Source organism: Limnohabitans sp., from assembly GCF_046052765.1.
GTDB lineage: Bacteria > Pseudomonadota > Gammaproteobacteria > Burkholderiales > Burkholderiaceae_C > Limnohabitans.
The window spans coordinates 1-17,353 of sequence record NZ_JAVLFQ010000052.1 but is presented as its reverse complement, the minus strand read 5'-3'; the positions used below and the strand labels follow the sequence as shown (position 1 = coordinate 17,353).

The window sequence follows — 17,353 nt, the reverse complement described above, 5'->3', positions numbered from 1 at the left end:
GTATGACATTCACCGATTCAGCAACTGTGCACGTGGTTGCCTATGCCTTGTGGCCTCCCGACATAAGCGGTACCGCCACGCATCAAAGCGCCACAGCTTGGCAAGACGCGTTGCAAGCCCGACCCCATTCGCCAGCGCTTGCAAGCGTGGCCAACACCCGCATCACAGACCAACTTGTGGCGGACATGGACAGCGCTTGTTTGGCGCATGAATCGGTGGTGGCGCAAGCCCGAGGCTGGCCCATGGCCTGCGATGTACTGCCTGAAGCAGCGTTGCTAGCGGCGCAATTGAACATGCATTGTCCCGTTGACCACGGATGGGCCTTCATCGATTTGGTCCATGGGCAGTTTGACCAAGGGCAGATAAGGGTCAGTTTGCCCCCAGATTTGACCGCACAAGAATCCGAAACCCTGTGCCAAGCCATGCTGCCTTTTTTCACAGAAGACGGTATCAGCTTGCATACGGTTTCACCCGGCCGGTTTTTGGCACATGCCACTGTTTTTAAGCAGTTGCCTTGTGTCAGTCTGGAGCGGGTTTGTTTGCGCGGCATGCATGCGCTGACAGAGACCCATCAGGTGACGGCGCAAACTGCCGCACAACGCCTGCTTAGACGTTTGCAAAATGAAATGCAAATGCTGCTCTATACCCATGCGCTAAACGATGAACGCGATATCACCATCAATTCATTCTGGGTCAGTGGTTGCGGTGACTTGCCCACCTTGCCGCATCGCTCAGTGGTATTGCATCAGGAATTACGTGAGCCTTGGATGCATGCCGATCCTGCGGCATGGGCACTGGCTTGGCAAGCATTGGCAGAAAAAATCATGCAGCCTGCGCTGCAACAAGGTTGGCCACTGGTACTGTGCAGTCCCGACCATGCACTTTATCTGCAAGCTCTACCAGACCATGCGCTGCAGCGTTTTATTCGCTGGTTCAAACCCGTGTCTTTGGTGCGTCATTTGTCATGAAGTTCATCGCCCGAGATATACCGCCACGCGCCGTCTGGACCTTAGAACAATCTGGTGTACATCCGTTGTTGGCTCGCTTGTACGCAGGGCGCGGTATCAGCGATGCCAAAGACATGGACACCTCTTTGACGCACCTACTGCCGCCTGACAGCATGAAAGGCATGACGGATGCGGCTTGCCTGTTGGCCAACGCCATATCTCAGCAAAAAAAGTTGTGCATCGTTGCTGACTACGACTGCGATGGCGCCACTGCCTGCGCCGTGGCTTTGCGCGGACTGCGCTTACTGGGGGCGCAGCAGGTGGACTTCATCGTGCCCGACCGCGTGGTCGATGGCTATGGCCTCACACCTTCGATTTCTGAACGCGTGCATGCCAGCGGCGCACAACTGTTGATCACCGTAGACAACGGCATTGCCAGCGTAGAGGGTGTTGCCGAGGCACAGCGACTGGGTTTGCAAGTGCTGGTCACTGATCACCATTTGCCAGGGCCCGAGATTCCCGCCGCCGATGCCTTGGTCAACCCCAACCAACCGGGCTGCCACTTTGAGAGCAAAAGCATTGCCGGTGTAGGTGTGATGTTTTACGTGCTGCTAGCGCTGCGCGCCGAGTTGCGCCAACGCGGTGTGTTCAACAAAGACACCGAACCGCGCCTCGATGGTTTGTTGCCGCTGGTAGCACTGGGCACGGTAGCCGATGTGGTGAAACTTGATGCGAACAACCGCCGTTTGGTGGCGCAAGGCTTGCAGCGTATGCGCCGCGGCCAATTGCCTGTTGGAATGGCAGCGCTGTTTCAAGTCGCCGGACGCGAAACGTCACAAGCCATTAGCCAAGACATGGGGTTTGCGTTGGGCCCGCGCATCAATGCCGCCGGCCGGTTGTCAGATATGCGTCTGGGCATTGAATGTCTGCGCACCGATGACGCCGCACTGGCTTTGCATCTCGCCCAGCAACTCGATGCCATCAACCGCGAACGCCGCACGCTGGAAAGCGGCATGCGCGAACAAGCTTTGTTGATCGCCGAATCGCTGATGGACAGTGAAGACGCGCCGCCGCCAGCATTGTGCGTCTATGACGAAGAGTTCCACGAAGGGGTGGTGGGCATCGTCGCTGGACGCTTAAAGGATTTGCATTACCGGCCCTGCTTTGTGTTTGCCGCCAGCGAGTCCGAAGGCCAAGCAGTCTTGAAAGGCTCGGGTCGCTCGATTCCCGGTTTTCACTTACGCGATGCCTTGGACGCGGTGGTCAAACTGCACCCCGGGTTGTTGCTGCGTTTTGGCGGCCACGCCATGGCAGCCGGTTGCACTTTGCGGGAAGACGATCTGGCCACATTTGAAGCCTCACTGCAACACATCGCCGCACAATGGCTGGACGCGGCCACCCTGGCGCAATCGCTGGCCACGGACGGGCCGCTGGCCAAGGAGTATTTGCGACCCGATGTGGCAACGGAATTGCAAAACCAGGTCTGGGGCCAGGGTTTTGCCGAGCCTGTATTCCAAGACAAAGTTGAAGTGCTCAGTCAGCGCATCGTCGCTGACAAGCATTTGTCGCTCAAGCTCAAACTGCATGGTCAAGCGATTGACGGCATCTGGTTTGGTCATACACAGGCGCTACCCAACTATGCCGAACTCGCCTACCGGTTGGTGCTAGACAGTTGGCAAGGCCAACGCAAACTTAAACTGCATGTGGAAAACATGCGCTCCGCCTAGAATCGAATGGTGAACATTCTTAACGCCGATTTGCATTGCCACTCCGTCATCTCTGACGGTACCCTCACGCCCGAAGCACTGGCTGCCCGTGCGCATGCCAACGGGGTTGAACTTTGGTCACTCACCGACCATGACGAAATTGGTGGCCAACGCCGCGCCGCCGCCGCCGCCAAGGCTTTAGGCATGGGCTATTTAAGCGGCACCGAAATTTCTGTTTCTTTCGCAGGCCACACCGTGCATATTGTCGGCCTGGGTTTTGATACCGAAGACCCGCGCTTGGTTGAAGGCCTGAAAACCACGCGCGGTGGCCGACATGAACGTGCCAAAGACATGGCCGCAGGACTGGCCAAGGTCGGCATACACGGCGGCTTTGAAGGCGCACTGACCTACGCCGGTAACCCGGATTTGATTTCACGCACCCACTTCGCACGCTTTTTGGTGGAAACCGGCGTCTGTAAAGACACGCACGAAGTGTTTCGGCGTTTTCTCACCGAGGGCAAACCTGGTTTTGTGCCTCACCGCTGGGCCTCTCTTGGAGACGCGATCCGTTGGATTCGCGAATGCCAAGGCGTTGCCGTCATTGCCCATCCGGCACGTTATGGCTTTACGCCGACCGAAGAATTTGCCTTGTTCACCGAATTCAAAAACCATGGGGGTCAGGCGGTCGAAGTGGTGACTGGTAGCCATTCGGCGCAAGAAGCCATCGTCTACGCAGACATGGCGCGTGAATTTGACTTGGCTGCGTCGCGTGGCAGCGATTTCCACAGCCCAAATGAAAGCCACACTGACCTCGGCTCTCTGCCATGGCTACCCGGAGATTTGACCCCCGTGTGGGAATTGCTGGCAGACCGTATCCAATAACCGCGGCATTGTGCGTTTTTATCCATGGCCCAATGGCTGCAAGTTCATCCTGACAATCCGCAACCGCGTTTGCTGAAACAGGCCGTGGCCTTGCTCAGTCAAGGCCGTGTGCTGGCAGTGCCCACCGATTCCAGCTACGCCTTGGTTTGCCATTTGGACGATAAAACCGCTATCGATCACATGCGCCGCATTCGCGGGGTAGACGACAAACACCATCTCACTCTGCTGTGTCGCGACCTGAGTGAATTGGCTTTGTATGCCAAGGTGGACAACCGCCAATTTCGTTTGCTCAAAGCGGCCACCCCCGGCGCCTACACTTTTATTTTGGAAGCGACCAAGGAAGTGCCAAGGCGCGTGGCCCACCCACAGCGAAAAACCATAGGCTTGCGGGTGCCTGAGCACCTGTGCTTGCTGCAATTGCTCGAATTGCACGGTGCGCCGCTGTTGGCCACCACCTTGATTCCCCCTGATGACACTGAACCGATGAACGATGCCTTGGAAATACGCCAACGGTTTGAACACCAACTTGCCGCCGTCATCGATGCTGGCGCTTGCGCTATGCAGGCCACCAGCGTGGTCGATTTGACAAACATGGGAGCAGGAGGCGACCCGGTATTGGTACGGTTGGGCGCAGGCGATGTAAGCCTTTTGGGACTTTAATCCTTGCAAGGGTTGTCTTTATAAGGCAAGTACATTCCCAGCTTATATTAAAAATATTACAGATATTTGTTATTTCGATATTATTTGTCTCAGGTTTAATGAGAGAATCAAACAGTGACTTTCAATGAAATAGTTCAAACAATCACCACCCATGCATTGCCGGTATTACTGGCAATTACCTTGCATGAGGCGGCGCACGGGCTTGTCGCCAAGCTTTTTGGCGACAACACGGCTTGGGCTTTGGGGCGCGTGACCATCAACCCGTTTCCACACATAGACCCCATCGGCACCATCGTTATGCCGCTTCTTTTGTACGTTGCCACTAGCGGCAGTTTTTTGTTTGGTTATGCCAAGCCTGTGCCGGTTGATTTTTCCAGATTGCGTCATCCCAAACGCGACATGGTCTGGGTCGCTTTGGCAGGTCCCGCATCCAATTTGATCCAGGCCTTGGTATGGGCAATTGCCATCTACGTCTTAAATGGGTTTGGCGCGGAAGAGCGTTTTTTCTTTGACATGGCGCAGGCTGGTGTATTGACCAATTTGGTCATGTTTGCTTTCAATCTGTTTCCTGTGCCACCTATGGACGGCGGTCGAATTGTGGTTGGCTTGCTGCCCTTGCGCTTAGCCATTAGCTACTCCAGGGTAGAGCGGTACGGGTTTTTCATCGTCATGGGTTTGGTATTGATGGGTATTGTCAATACCTTGTGGATGCTGCCGATCATGACGGCTTCCATGGTGTCTATCCAATGGCTGCTGCAGCCCTTGGCAAATTATTTGCAATTGCCTACCCCATGACCGATCGCGTACTCTCTGGCATGCGTCCCACCGGCGCGCTTCATCTGGGCCACTACCACGGCGCCCTGAAAAACTGGGTGCGCTTGCAATCCGACATGGATTGTTTTTACTTTGTTGCCGATTGGCATGCGCTCACCACGCACTACCAAAGCCGCGAAGTGATAGAGAAAAATGTGTATGAAATGGTGATCGACTGGCTGGCCGCCGGACTCGATCCCAACAAATGCACCCTGTTTTTACAAAGCCGCATTCCCGAGCATGCCGAGTTGTTCACCCTGCTGGCCATGGGCACGCCTATCAGTTGGTTGGAGCGTGTCCCGACCTACAAAGACCAACAAGAAAAGCTCAAGGACAAAGACCTGACCACCTATGGTTTTCTGGGCTATCCCCTGTTGCAAGCGGCGGATATATTGATTTACAAAGCCAAGCATGTGCCTGTCGGCGAAGACCAGGCCAGCCATGTCGAACTCACACGCGAAGCAGCACGCCGCTTTAACCATTTGTATGGCCGCGAACCAGATTTCGACTCTTTGGTGCAGGTCTGTCTGGCCAAACTGCCAAAAGACAGCGTCAAACGCTTGGAAAAGTCCCGCAAGCAGTTCCAAGAAACAGGCGACGCCAAGGCACTCGAAGGTGCCATGGGTTATTTGCACACCGCACCTGAATTGACAGACAAAGACCGCGAACGCTTGGAAGGCTATTTCAAAGGAACCGGGAAATCGGTGTTGACAGAACCGCATGCCCTATTGACCGAGGCCAGCAAACTGCCCGGTTTGGATGGCGCCAAAATGAGCAAAAGCTATCACAACACCATTGCCATGCGCGAAGACAAGGCCAGCATAGAGACCAAAATCAAACGCATGCCGACCGACCCGGCACGGGTCAAAAGGACTGACGCAGGCAACCCTGAGCGTTGTCCGGTCTGGCAATTCCACTTGGTGTATTCACCGGAAAACACCCGTCAATGGGTGAAAACCGAATGCACCAGCGCAGGTATTGGTTGTTTGGAATGCAAGCAACCGATCATCGAGGCCATCATCGCTGAGCAGCAACCCATGCTGGAGCGGGCTGAGCCTTTTGTTTCCAACCCCCGCCTTGTTCGTGATATCGTTGATGCTGGAACGCAGCATGCTCGTGCCACTGCGCAAGACACCATGCGCGATGTGCGCGAGGCCATGGGCCTGAACTATTGACACCCGGAGAATAACTATGAGCTTATACGTGATTGATGACCACCCGATGGTTCGCCAGATGATTGGTATGTTGCTGCGCAGACTTCGCCCCGCCTCCAAGGTGGTGGAGTTGGAAAAATTCAGCGAGTTACAAGCCGCACTCATCAAAAATGGTGAACCCGAATTGTTTGTATTGGATTTGCTGTTGCCTGGCGTCAAAGGTGCGACAGCCATCTCCGATGTGAAAAAAATGTATCCCGATGTGCCGTTGGTCGTGTTGTCTGCCATGCCATCTGGCGAAGCACGTGACGCTTGTCTGGAGGCCGGCGCCGACCTGTATATTGAGAAATCCACCGATACCTCTGAAATATCAACCGCCATCCAAGATATTTTGAAGTCTGATGATGATGATGTGGATGCGGATGCCGTGGTTATTGGTGACATCAAATTGTCCAAGCGCCAAAAGCAACTCATTCTCATGCTTGACCGCGGTTTATCCAACCGAGACATAGCCGCAGAGCTCAACATCAGCGAGCACACCGTCAAGGTGCACCTGTGGCGCCTGTTCCGCCGCCTAGGTGTGAAAAGCCGTACACAAACCTTGCACTTTGCACGCACACACGGTTTGTTGATGGGTTGATCTTTTTCACCTGCAGCTCCCCCAAAAAGACCGGCCTAGGCCGGTTTTTTTGACTTTCAAACGGTCTTCACCGCGGGTGTGGTTTTCATCAAGCGCTGTTGTCGCAACAGTCCTATGAAAAGGTGCTCACGGTGTCAAGGCTTTAGAAATCGTTAACTGCAATTTGTCCGGGCTGCCCGGCGTGACCGGGCCGACGCTGGCGCCGAAGTCACCGGCTTGCGGCATGGCGTTACCAGTTTTGGAGATGCGGGCGCGCACCATCACCGACTTGACCTGCGAGAGTTTCATTTGCGGGTTCATAGCCAAGCTGTCGTCGAGCACAAAGTCATAGGGCAATTTGTCGACCGTGGTGCGGATGATGGCCAAAGGCATGCGTGGGCCGTCGGCTGCATTGGCATAAATAAACACGGTGTCCTTGGGTGACACTTGCGCTGCCAACTCGGGCGCCATTGCCACCTGACCACTCAAACGCTCGGTGCCGTCGGATGCAGATTTGGCCATGACACCTGCGCTTGCCGGGGCGTTGGCGGTGGATAAAGGCGCAAGCGGCGGCAAGCCCAAATGCTCACGTGCTTTGTCAATCGCCTCTGCGAGTGCGGGTAAATCAGGCGAAGACGCAGGCAACAGACCACGCACTTTTTCCCAATAGGCCAGTGCGTCTTTGAAACGAGCTTCAGAGAACGCTGCACTGCCAGCAAGCAACAAGGCATTGCCGTTTTGCGGATCGGCTTTGAGCACCCCGTTGATGATGGCCCATGGTTCGCCTTTGAAACTGCCCTCGTTTTTTTGCGCCAGCACTTCGGCGCGTTCAATCAAAATATCGTCGTTGCGCTCCAGTGCCAGCGCTTTTTGCAGCGCTGCATCTGCTTGGTCGTAACGCGCCAACGCCCGTTGTATGCGGCCCAACATGACCCAGCCTTCTGCGTTTTGGGGTTCCTTCTCCAGACGTTGGCTAAGTTGTACTGCCATGGCTTCGAGTTTTTGTGGCGTCATTTGCTCATCGCCATTGGCTTGTGCAATCAAAGCAGGGTCCAGCGCAACCGGCGTACCGACGAAGAAATACACGCCAAGCGCAGCCAATGGCAGCAGCAGCGCCATCAAGGCAATCAACCAGCGCACACGAGGTACGGGCTTGGTCTCTGGGGCCGAGTCGTTGGCAGGCGCGTCTTCCATCAAGCGTTGGGTCAACTCTTGGTGAGACAAATCAAACCCTGCTTGGTCCAAGCTGCCTTGGTGGAGTTCACGTTCAAGTTCAGCAAGTTGCTCGCGATACACGGTGATGTGCGACATCACGTGGTCGCGCTCTTGCCCAATGGCGATGGCTTTGGCGGCGCGGTGGGCCGACCAGCCTAGAACCAGCGCCACCAGCAAGCTCATGGCCAGTGCCAACAAAAGAAATAGCTGTGCGTTGTTCATTCAATCCTTGGCGCGCGTATCAACAATCGGTTCGTGTTGCGGTTCGGCTTGTGCAAGCAATGCGTTTTTACGCAACTGCAAATAACGCCACAAACCCCATACAGCCAACAGCAACATCAAAAAAGGACCAAACCATAACGGCCAGGTCAGCGGTTTGACCTGCGGCCGGTACAACACAAAGTCACCGTAACGATCAACCAGGTAAGTTTTGATTTCAGCATCGGATTTGTCCTCACGGATGAGCTTGCGCACTTCGCGTCGCAAATCTTCGGCCAGCTCGGCGTGGGAAGAAGCCAGCGATTCATTCTGACAAACCAGACAACGCAATTCCTCGGCTATCACCACCAAGCGTGCTTCGACCTGCGGGTCCTCTGCCATGGGCGGGGCATCGCCCGCCCGAACAACGCAGGCCATCAGCATGGCGAACCCCAACATCCACTTCATGAAGCTTCCCATTTCTGTATCAGAGGTAACAAGGTGTCTTGCAATATTTGTGGAGTGAGTGGGCCGACGCGTTTGTAACGGATGACGCCTTGCTTGTCGATGAGATAAGTTTCCGGCACACCATACACCCCGTAGTCAATGCCTACTCGGCCATCAAGGTCTAGCACTGACAAACTGTAGGGGTTACCTTGGCGCTGTAAAAAACGCAGACTGCGTTCTCGCGCCAACTGCAATTTTTCGGCGTCTTTCATGGGGCCGTTGGCCATGTCCTGTGGTTGAATTTCCTTGTAGCTCAAACCCACCACCGGCACTTTGCTGTTTTTAGAAAATTCCACCAGCAAAGGGTGTTCTTCGCGGCATGCGACACACCAAGTCGCCCAGACGTTGAACAACCAGACTTTGCCGTTCATGTCCGCCGGACTGAAAGGCTTGTCGCCTGCCAGCACCGGCAGGCTGAAATCAGGCGCAGGTTTACCTACCAAAGGCGATGGGATTTCACGCGGGTCTCGCGTGAGACCGACCGCCAGAAAAACCACCAGCGCAGCAAACAAGCCCAAAGGGATGAGGAATTTTTTGTTCATGGCATCAAGACGCAGAAGACAAGGCCTCACCCGCCGTTTGTAACGGTGACACGCTGCCACGGCGGTAACGCCGGTCCAGTGCAGCCAGCACACCACCGAGCACCATCATCAACACACCGGCCCATAACCAAGGCACAAAAGGTTTGTAATACACACGCATGCTCCAACTGGGCGTGTCACCCGGCAAGGGGTCGCCCAAGGAAACATACAAATCGCGCAGCACGCCTGAATCAATGGCAGCTTCGGTCATTGGCATAGCGCTGGAGAAATAACGCCGTTTTTCTGGGTACAAAACTTCAATCACTTGATCGTTCTTTAAAACTTCCACATGGGCTTGCATGGCTTTGTAATTTGGTCCCTTCACATCCACCATATCAGCCAAACGGAAGGTGTAGGGTGCAATCGTGACGGTGTCGCCCAAGGCCATGCGCACATCACGCTCAACCTCAAACGACTTGACACCGGTGATACCCAGCACCAGCACCGCCATGCCGAAATGCGCCAAGTGCATGCCCCAGAAAGAGCCGCCTATGCGTCCGGGTTTGCGTATGCGTTCAACCACATGCTGCAAACTGCCCAAAGCCACCCACATGCCGAGAAATACACCTAACGCAGTTCCAGCAGACCATTCACCGAACAAGAACGGCAAACCGATAGCCAACAAAAAAGCAGCCAAGGCGATCCAACGCAAGCGCAGCACCATGTCATTCAAACGGGCTTCACGCCAATGCGCCACAGTGCCCGGCACCAGCACAAACAACAAGGGCACCATGAGAGGCGCAAACACCAAATTGAAATAAGGCGGCCCGACGGATAACTTGCCTAGGTTGAGTGCGTCAATGATCAATGGATACAAGGTGCCCAGCAAGACAGCACCAGTGGCGACCACCAGCAACACGCTATTGAGCAGCAAAAATGATTCGCGCGACACCAAACCCATGCTGCCGCCCAGCGTGACAGCAGGCGCGCGCCAAGCAAACAAAGTGAGAGATGCGCCGATGACTATGGCGAGAAAACACAACACGAAAATGCCTCGCGCAGGGTCGGTTGCAAACGCATGCACTGATGTGAGCACGCCCGAGCGAACCAAAAATGTGCCCAGCAGCGACAAGGAAAAAGCAGCGATGGCCAGCAACACAGTCCACGCCTTGAAGCTGCCGCGTTTTTCACTCACCATCAAGGAATGAATGAGAGCGGTACCGACCAACCAAGGCATGAGGGAGGCGTTTTCCACCGGGTCCCAAAACCACCAACCGCCCCAACCCAATTCGTAATAAGCCCACCATGAACCCAGCCCGATACCAAACGTGAGAAAGGACCACGCAATGACAGTCCAGGGACGCGACCAACGCGCCCAGGCGGCATCCAAGCGACCAGATATCAGCGCGGCAATCGCGAAAGCAAACGCCACTGACATACCCACATAACCCATGTACAGCATGGGGGGATGCATCACCAAACCCGGGTCCTGCAACAAGGGATTCAGGTCACGGCCATCAGCCGGAATCGGAAACAAGCGGTCAAACGGGTTGGAGGTGATCAAGATGAAAGCCATGAAACCCACAGCCACCAAACCCAGTACGCCGAGCACACGCGCCACCATGTTCAAAGGCAGGCTTTGCGAGAACAAAGCCACGGCGGCGGTCCAACCCGTCAGCATCAACACCCATAACAACAACGAACCTTCGTGACCGCCCCATACTGCAGCAAACTGGTATGCGCGTGGTAATAAACGGTTGGAATGTTCAGCCACATACTTGACCGAAAAATCATTGCTCAAAAAAGAGGCTGCCAAACAAGCAAACGACAACACCACCAGCGCGAACTGCAAAAACGCAGCCGGACGCGCCAGCGATTGCCATACGATGTTGCGATTGACCGCACCCCACAAAGGCAATATGCCCAGCAACAGCGCCAGCATGGTGGCGAGAATCAACGCAAATTGACCGAGTTCAGGAATCATTCCGACTTTGCTTTCAAGGTTTGACAGATTGGGCGGCACGCGCCTGGGCCGCCTTGTCCAGCGCGTGCTGGGCTTCGGGCGGCATGTAATTTTCGTCGTGTTTGGCCAGTACTTCGCTGGCGGTCATCACACCTTGTTCATCCAACTTGCCTTGGGCGACCACGCCCTTGCCTTCTTTGAACAAATCAGGCAACAAGCCACTGTAATGCACCTTCATATCGTGCATGGTGTCGGTGACAACAAATGACACCAGGGTGCCGTCGCGTTGCAAACTGCCGGCCTTGACCATACCGCCGATGCGAAAGGTTTTGTTGCGCGGCGCTTCACCATTGAGCACTTGGGTGGGCGTGAAGAAAAACACCAAGTTGCTGTTGAACGCATTCAGCACAAAAGCAGCGGCTATTGACAACACCAGCACTCCGGCAGCGATCAATCCCAAGCGTTTTTGACGCGGACTCCAATTCATGAAGGCTCCTGCACTTCAGCACGGGCCAGCGCCAATGCGCTCAAATGCGCTTGTCTGGCCTGCCAGATTTCAAGCAGTATGAACACGGCCGTCACGCCCATGCTGCCCCAGACATACAGGCCGTAGCCGCCCATGTCCCAAAACTGTGACCAGCTTTCCCACCTCATGCTTTGACTCCAGAGACTTCAGGCAAAGCCTGTACCCATTCGGTGTGGCGTTCGCGCTCGATGATCAGACTGCGAACCCGGTAACAAACAATGGCCAAGGTGTAAGCCCAAAAAGACAAGGCCATGAGCAACATACCCCACAACATCAACTGCGCCATGCTGGGTGAACGCGTGAGCGACACCGATGCACCTTGGTGCAAGGTATTCCACCACTTGACCGAAAAATAAATGATGGGCACATTGATGGCGCCCACAATCGCGATCAACGCACCCGCGCGGTCGGCGCGGCGTACATCGTCAATCGCAGATGTTAAAGCCATGTAACCGAGGTAGAGAAAAAACAATATCAACTCAGACGTGAGCCGTGCATCCCAGACCCACCAAGTGCCCCACATGGGCTTGCCCCACAAGGCGCCAGTCCACAATGACAAAAAGGCAAACATCGCTCCAGTGGGTGCCAGTGCGCGGGTCATCATGCCGGATAAACGGGTGTTGAATGTCAGGCCCAGCACGCTCCAAAAAGCCATGGCCAGATAAATCACCATGGACATCCAAGAAGCAGGCACATGAACAAAAATAATGCGGTAACCCTCGCCTTGTTGCGCGTCAGTCGGGGCCAGCGCAAACCCTATCCACAATCCCGCCACACCCAAAGCCGCGGCCAGCATGGCTAACCAAGGCCATAAACGGGCTGCCAGCGCGTAAAAAGTTGGCGGTGCAGCGTAATAAAACCAGCGAATAGCCATTCATTCATTCCAAGGCGATGCGCAAACCTGCACTGCAAGCCCAAGGGCTGAAAAACAGTGCAGGCAGCAGCATGGCCAGCAAAATCGACACATGGGCTTGCGCACCCACACCAGACTCAAGCGCTTGCACAGCACCTGCACCAAACACCAGCACCGGTACAAACAAGGGCAACACCAGCAGGGAAATCAAGATACCGCCGCCGCGCACACCGAGCGTCAATGCAGCACCAATGGCACCGACACAGGACAACACAGGTGTGCCAAGCAGCAAAGACAAGGACAACATCCAGAGTGCTTCTTCACTGAGGTCAAACTGCAAACCCAGTACAGGCGCCAATATTACCAAGGGCACCCCGCACAGCAGCCAATGGGCGGTGATTTTCCCAAGGACCATAAGCCCTAAGGAATGAGGGGACAACAGCATGTGCTCAAGGCTGCCGTCACGGTAATCGCCTTCAAACATGCGGCTCAAGCCCAGCATGGTGGCCAGCAAAGCTCCGACCCATAACACGCCAGGTCCGATTTGCCGCAGCATGGCGGGCTCGGGGCCGATAGCCAGTGGAAACAAAGTGGCGACCACCACAAAGAAAAACACGCTGTTCAACACCTCGGCTTTGCGCCGCATGGCTAAACGAAGATCGCGTTGCACCAAGGTGAAAAAAATGTTCATGGCTGCAACCTCAACACCTGCATCGCGTTGCCCACATCCAATGACTGGTGGCTGGTGAACAACAACATGCCGCCTTGTTGGATATGCGTTTGAAGCAGCGCGGTCAAAGCGTGTTGCGCCGCAGCGTCCAGCGCCACCAACGGCTCATCTAACACCCATAAACGCGCGGTTGATACTTGTAAACGGGCCAACGCCACTCGCCGCTTTTGCCCTTGTGACAGCACGCGCAATGGCAAATGCATACGCCCGCCCAAACCTTGCTCGCCCAAGGCTTGCCCGGCATCGCTGGCACTCAAGGATTGGCCCGCAAGGGCAGCGCATAGCTGCAAATTTTCTAAAGCACTGAGCTCGTCTTTCAAACCCAGCGCATGACCCAGGTAAAAAACGTCGCGCCAAAAAACTTCACGCACCAGTGACACGGGTTGACCCAACCAAAGCAACTGTCCTTGAGAAAGCGAGGATAAACCGCACAAGCTGCGCAGTAAGCTTGTTTTACCGGCGCCGTTATCGCCTTGCAAATGCATGGCCTGACCGGCAAGCAAGGTGAAACTCACCGGTGCGAACAAGGCACGCCCCCCGCGTTCACATGTCGCATTCAATACTTGCAGAACGACATCGCTCATAACAAGTAACTGCCAGCCAGCTGTATCACCTTACCACCAGTGGCCATTTTGAAACGTGCGATACCTGCACTGCGCTGCGTATTGACGCCACCTAAATCAAGACTGCGCACACCGCGTTCGCGCAATGCTTCGATGGCACGCCACAGCATCAGATTGTGTGCATGCAAATCGCGTCCGACGTCAGACGTCCAGCCCACTTGATAAGTAGCGGCTTCGCCGTGGATCAAAAACATCATGCCTGCCACGCGATCACGTCCGACATCGGCGCGCAAAGACAACAAATTGCGCGAAGGTTGTTTGCGGGACTCGGCATAACGCTCGAACCAGATCAGGGGCAAGCCTTCCAGGCCACGGTCTGCACGTTGCTGCATTTCAGCGTCCAACAGCCAACGGTATTGGCCTGGGTTGGTGCCCATGCGTTGCACATTGAGCTCTGATTTTTCTGCGCCACCCAAGCGGTGGCGCCAGCGTTTATCGAGTTGTGCGCGAAGTACATCCATGGGTTGACTGATGTCGAGCATCACAGTGCTGTAACCCGACATGATGCGTCGCAGCGCAGGCAAGCCGAGCTTGTCATCCAGCGCTTCGTTGGGGGTGACCATCATGAAGCGCAAGCCATCCAAGGGAAGTGTTTGGCGCATTTCTTTATAGGCGGCGGCCTTGTCCTTGGCACTCACTTCTTGCAGCCATAAGGGTCCGCGTGTACACAAAGCCAGCGACACATATTTTGCAAATTTACGCACAATGAATTGCGCCTGAGCCACCGCGACGCCATCAGCCTCGATGCGGGCCCGCCATACGCGCGCACCCACAGACACCATGGTGGAGCCATACGCCCAATCCTGCTGCAACGGTGCTGCGGCAGTTGCGTGTGCCTGGTCCCAAGCCGTCATGTCTTGCGTGCCCCAATCGACTTTCACGCCAGCCATCCTGTTTTGGTTACCATGCAGGTATGTGGAAAAAATTGTTCAAGCGCCACCCGGTGCAAACCGTGATGGGATACCGCATTCCAGAACCACGTTTGACCGGCATGGCGGTGTGGTGGGCACTGATTTACCTTGGCTTGCCCCTGTTGGCCATCGGCATGTTGATGGATGGCCTGATACAACTGGCTACCGGTGTGTGTACCGGTGTGTGGTGTTATTTTTAATGTCTTGCTGTTCATCGAGTAAGCATCTTAGCTTGTACGTGTTTCCCTTCTCTCAGAACCCATGAACCCTGTGACCTCCTCTCCCCAATCCCTGTCGGGTCTGCTGCCGTTTGTCAGACCTTACAAAGGCCGCATTGCGCTGGCCGGTTTGTTTTTGCTGCTGGCCGCTGGGGCCACGCTGGCGTTTCCTTGGGCGCTGCGCCAATTGATTGACCAAGGCCTGACCGGGCCGGGCAGCGCCGAACGCCTTGCCGGTCAATTCATGCAACTGTTTGGTGTGGCGGCGTCGCTGGCCTTGTTTTCAGCAGCGCGTTTTTACACCGTCACTTGGCTGGGTGAGCGCATCACTGCCGATGTTCGCAATGCTGTTTACGGCCATGTGCTGCAACAAAGTCCGGCGTTTTTCGAAACCACACAAACCGGCGAAGTCTTGTCACGTTTGTCCAATGACACCACGCTCGTGCAAACCGTGGTCGGCTCGTCGCTGTCCATGGGCTTGCGCAATTTGGTGATGGGTACTGGTGCCTTGTTGATGCTGGTGTGGAACCACCCGATGTTGATGGTGCAAGTCATTGGCTTGCTGGTGTTGGTGGTTTGGCCAAGTGTGACTTTGGGTCGACGCGTGCGCCGCCTGTCACGCGCCAGCCAAGACCGTGTGGCAGACGCGAGTGCGCTGGCTGCCGAAGTGTTGAACGCGATTCCTGTGGTGCAAAGCTATACCGCCGAACAACGCGAAGCGACGCGCTTTGTCGATTCCACTGAACAAGCCGTGAAAACTTCGCTACGCCGCGCTTTAGCGCGTTCGGTGCTGGTCGGCTTCATTATTCTGGCCAGCAGCGCGGCTTTGTTGTGGGGCTTGTACCAAGGGACCATGGCGGTACGCGACGGCAGCATGAGCGCCGGTGAACTCGGCCAAACGGTGGTCTATGTGATTTTGCTGGCCAGTGCATTTGCCGTACTTGGCGAGGTATATGGCGATTTGCTGCGCGCCGCAGGTGCCACCGAGCGCTTGATGGAGTTGCTCAACACACGCTCTGTGGTCAGTTCCCCCGAAAACCCTTTGCAAGCAGTCTGGCCGCAACAAGGCTCGTCGTTGTCATTGCAAACGCTGGATTTTCATTACCCGTCAAGGCCGCAAACCTTGGCGCTGGCTGGTCTAAGTGGTGAGATTCAGCCTGGTCAAACCGTGGCCGTGGTCGGGCCCAGCGGCGCGGGGAAAACCACTTTGTTCGGTTTGCTGCTGCGTTTTTACGACCCGCAAGCCGGGCGTATTGTGCTCGACGGCGTGGCCATCAATGAGATGAGCTTGCACGACTTGCGCGAACGCATAGGCATCGTGCCGCAAGAGCCGGTGATTTTTTCGGGCAGTGCCATGGACAATATCCGTTATGGCAATCCAGGTGCGAGCGACGACGAGGTTTTAGCTGCTGCCAAAGCCGCGTTTGCCGATGAATTCATCGTGCAATTGCCGCAAGGCTACGGTACGTTTTTAGGTGAAAAAGGCGTGCGTTTATCGGGTGGCCAACGCCAACGTATTGCGATAGCACGCGCCATGTTGAAAAACCCGCCGCTGTTGTTGTTGGACGAAGCCACCAGCGCGTTGGACGCGCACAGCGAACGCATGGTGCAAGCAGCTTTGGAAAAAGCCATGCAAGGCCGTACCACCTTGGTCATCGCACACCGACTGGCTACCGTGCAACAAGCCGATGTGATTTGGGTGTTGGACCACGGGACTTTGGTTGAGCAAGGCACGCACGCAGAGTTGGTCGCCAAAGGCGGTTTGTATGCCAGTTTGGCGGCCTTGCAGTTCAATCAGAGTTGATTCTTTTCAACCCACCCTGAGCATGGAATGACTGTCACTTACGCCAAAGCAGACGACATCGATTCACGCAAAGCCGCGTGGCGGCTCTTAACCACCTTGTTGTTGATGCTGCTGGGTAACAGCGGCATGTACGCCGTGTCGGTGGTGTTGCCAGCTGTGCAAACCGAGTTCGGCATCAGCCGCGCAGATGCATCCATTCCCTATACCTTGTGCATGTTGGGCTTTGGTTTCGGCGGCATGTGGCTGGGGCGTTGGGCAGATCGCTTCGGCATTGCCCGCGTGTTGGCGGTGGGCGCAGCCGGTGTGGCAGGTGGATTTGTGTGGGCCGGGTTGTCGGGCGGCATCGTCGGATTTGCGTTGGCACAAGGACTTCTCGGTTTGCTCGGTATTGCGTCCACGTTTGCGCCGCTGCTGGCCGACACCGGTCAATGGTGGAACAAGCGTCGCGGCATTGCCGTGGCGGTGTGTGCGAGTGGCAATTACTTGGCTGGCACCTTGTGGCC

General features: G+C 55.5%; 20 protein-coding genes. 10 read left to right on the top strand and 10 right to left on the bottom strand.

The features are described from left to right. The first annotated feature begins 2 nt into the window (after window positions 1-2). From AC9UG7_RS06610 to AC9UG7_RS06580, 7 genes are all read left to right on the top strand, one after another. Window positions 3-968: a hypothetical protein gene (locus tag AC9UG7_RS06610; protein WP_509585824.1), complete on the top strand. Its 966-nt coding sequence runs from the start codon at window positions 3-5 to the stop codon at window positions 966-968. After that, window positions 965-2,674: a single-stranded-DNA-specific exonuclease RecJ gene (recJ, locus tag AC9UG7_RS06605; protein WP_509585822.1), complete on the top strand. Its 1,710-nt coding sequence runs from the start codon at window positions 965-967 to the stop codon at window positions 2,672-2,674. Before AC9UG7_RS06610 ends, recJ begins: the two co-directional genes overlap by 4 nt. 6 nt (window positions 2,675-2,680) lie before the next feature. Next, window positions 2,681-3,535, top strand: a complete 855-nt coding sequence (locus AC9UG7_RS06600; protein WP_509585820.1) for a 3',5'-nucleoside bisphosphate phosphatase — start codon at window positions 2,681-2,683, stop codon at window positions 3,533-3,535. A gap of 24 nt (window positions 3,536-3,559) precedes the next feature. Continuing rightward, entirely contained in the window at window positions 3,560-4,195 is a 636-nt protein-coding gene (locus tag AC9UG7_RS06595; protein ID WP_509585818.1) for an L-threonylcarbamoyladenylate synthase, read from the top strand. Window positions 4,196-4,309: 114 nt separating this feature from the next. After that, the gene (locus AC9UG7_RS06590) at window positions 4,310-4,990 is read left to right on the top strand and encodes a site-2 protease family protein (RefSeq protein WP_509585816.1); all 681 of its coding nucleotides are present in this window, start codon (window positions 4,310-4,312) and stop codon (window positions 4,988-4,990) included. Further along, window positions 4,987-6,183 carry a tryptophan--tRNA ligase gene (locus tag AC9UG7_RS06585; protein WP_509585912.1) on the top strand — a complete coding sequence of 399 codons (1,197 nt, stop codon included), beginning with the start codon at window positions 4,987-4,989 and terminating at the stop codon, window positions 6,181-6,183. The genes AC9UG7_RS06590 and AC9UG7_RS06585 overlap by 4 nt, the downstream gene beginning before the upstream one ends. Before the next feature lie 16 nt (window positions 6,184-6,199). Continuing rightward, window positions 6,200-6,802 (top strand): response regulator transcription factor, encoded by a 603-nt coding sequence (locus AC9UG7_RS06580; protein ID WP_509585814.1) that lies wholly within the window; start codon window positions 6,200-6,202, stop codon window positions 6,800-6,802. Between the two features lie 126 nt (window positions 6,803-6,928). On the opposite strand, the gene ccmI is transcribed toward AC9UG7_RS06580, so the two are convergent. From ccmI to AC9UG7_RS06530, 10 genes are read right to left on the bottom strand one after another with little or no spacing between them, the layout of a single operon-like run. Beyond that, window positions 6,929-8,218, bottom strand: a complete 1,290-nt coding sequence (ccmI, locus tag AC9UG7_RS06575) for a c-type cytochrome biogenesis protein CcmI (protein WP_509585812.1) — start codon at window positions 8,216-8,218, stop codon at window positions 6,929-6,931. After that, window positions 8,219-8,662 carry a cytochrome c-type biogenesis protein gene (locus tag AC9UG7_RS06570; RefSeq protein WP_509585810.1) on the bottom strand — a complete coding sequence of 148 codons (444 nt, stop codon included), beginning with the start codon at window positions 8,660-8,662 and terminating at the stop codon, window positions 8,219-8,221. Further along, window positions 8,659-9,243, bottom strand: coding sequence for a DsbE family thiol:disulfide interchange protein (locus AC9UG7_RS06565; protein WP_509585808.1), 585 nt, complete (start codon window positions 9,241-9,243; stop codon window positions 8,659-8,661). Before AC9UG7_RS06565 ends, AC9UG7_RS06570 begins: the two co-directional genes overlap by 4 nt. Before the next feature lie 4 nt (window positions 9,244-9,247). After that, window positions 9,248-11,206 (bottom strand): heme lyase CcmF/NrfE family subunit, encoded by a 1,959-nt coding sequence (locus AC9UG7_RS06560; protein ID WP_509585806.1) that lies wholly within the window; start codon window positions 11,204-11,206, stop codon window positions 9,248-9,250. A 13-nt stretch (window positions 11,207-11,219) separates the two neighbouring features. Further along, window positions 11,220-11,672, bottom strand: a complete 453-nt coding sequence (ccmE, locus tag AC9UG7_RS06555; RefSeq protein WP_509585804.1) for a cytochrome c maturation protein CcmE — start codon at window positions 11,670-11,672, stop codon at window positions 11,220-11,222. Next, window positions 11,669-11,839, bottom strand: coding sequence for a heme exporter protein CcmD (ccmD, locus tag AC9UG7_RS06550; RefSeq protein WP_509585802.1), 171 nt, complete (start codon window positions 11,837-11,839; stop codon window positions 11,669-11,671). The genes ccmE and ccmD overlap by 4 nt, the downstream gene beginning before the upstream one ends. After that, a complete protein-coding gene (gene ccmC, locus AC9UG7_RS06545; RefSeq protein WP_509585800.1) occupies window positions 11,836-12,585 on the bottom strand; it encodes a heme ABC transporter permease CcmC in 750 nt (249 codons plus the stop codon). The genes ccmD and ccmC overlap by 4 nt, the downstream gene beginning before the upstream one ends. 4 nt (window positions 12,586-12,589) lie before the next feature. Further along, window positions 12,590-13,255: a heme exporter protein CcmB gene (gene ccmB, locus AC9UG7_RS06540; protein ID WP_509585798.1), complete on the bottom strand. Its 666-nt coding sequence runs from the start codon at window positions 13,253-13,255 to the stop codon at window positions 12,590-12,592. Further along, a complete protein-coding gene (ccmA, locus tag AC9UG7_RS06535; protein WP_509585796.1) occupies window positions 13,252-13,878 on the bottom strand; it encodes a cytochrome c biogenesis heme-transporting ATPase CcmA in 627 nt (208 codons plus the stop codon). The genes ccmB and ccmA overlap by 4 nt, the downstream gene beginning before the upstream one ends. Next, window positions 13,875-14,798, bottom strand: coding sequence for a GNAT family N-acetyltransferase (locus AC9UG7_RS06530; protein ID WP_509585794.1), 924 nt, complete (start codon window positions 14,796-14,798; stop codon window positions 13,875-13,877). The genes ccmA and AC9UG7_RS06530 overlap by 4 nt, the downstream gene beginning before the upstream one ends. Window positions 14,799-14,830: 32 nt before the next feature. On the opposite strand from AC9UG7_RS06530, the gene AC9UG7_RS06525 reads away from it, so the two are divergent. From AC9UG7_RS06525 to AC9UG7_RS06515, 3 genes are all read left to right on the top strand, one after another. Further along, a complete protein-coding gene (locus AC9UG7_RS06525; protein ID WP_509585792.1) occupies window positions 14,831-15,028 on the top strand; it encodes a hypothetical protein in 198 nt (65 codons plus the stop codon). Between the two features lie 61 nt (window positions 15,029-15,089). Further along, complete coding sequence (locus AC9UG7_RS06520; RefSeq protein ID WP_509585790.1) at window positions 15,090-16,850, top strand: ABC transporter transmembrane domain-containing protein; 1,761 nt, start codon at window positions 15,090-15,092, stop codon at window positions 16,848-16,850. Between the two features lie 27 nt (window positions 16,851-16,877). Beyond that, the coding region (locus AC9UG7_RS06515) for an MFS transporter (RefSeq protein ID WP_509585788.1) at window positions 16,878-17,353 on the top strand (476 nt) is incomplete at its 3' end.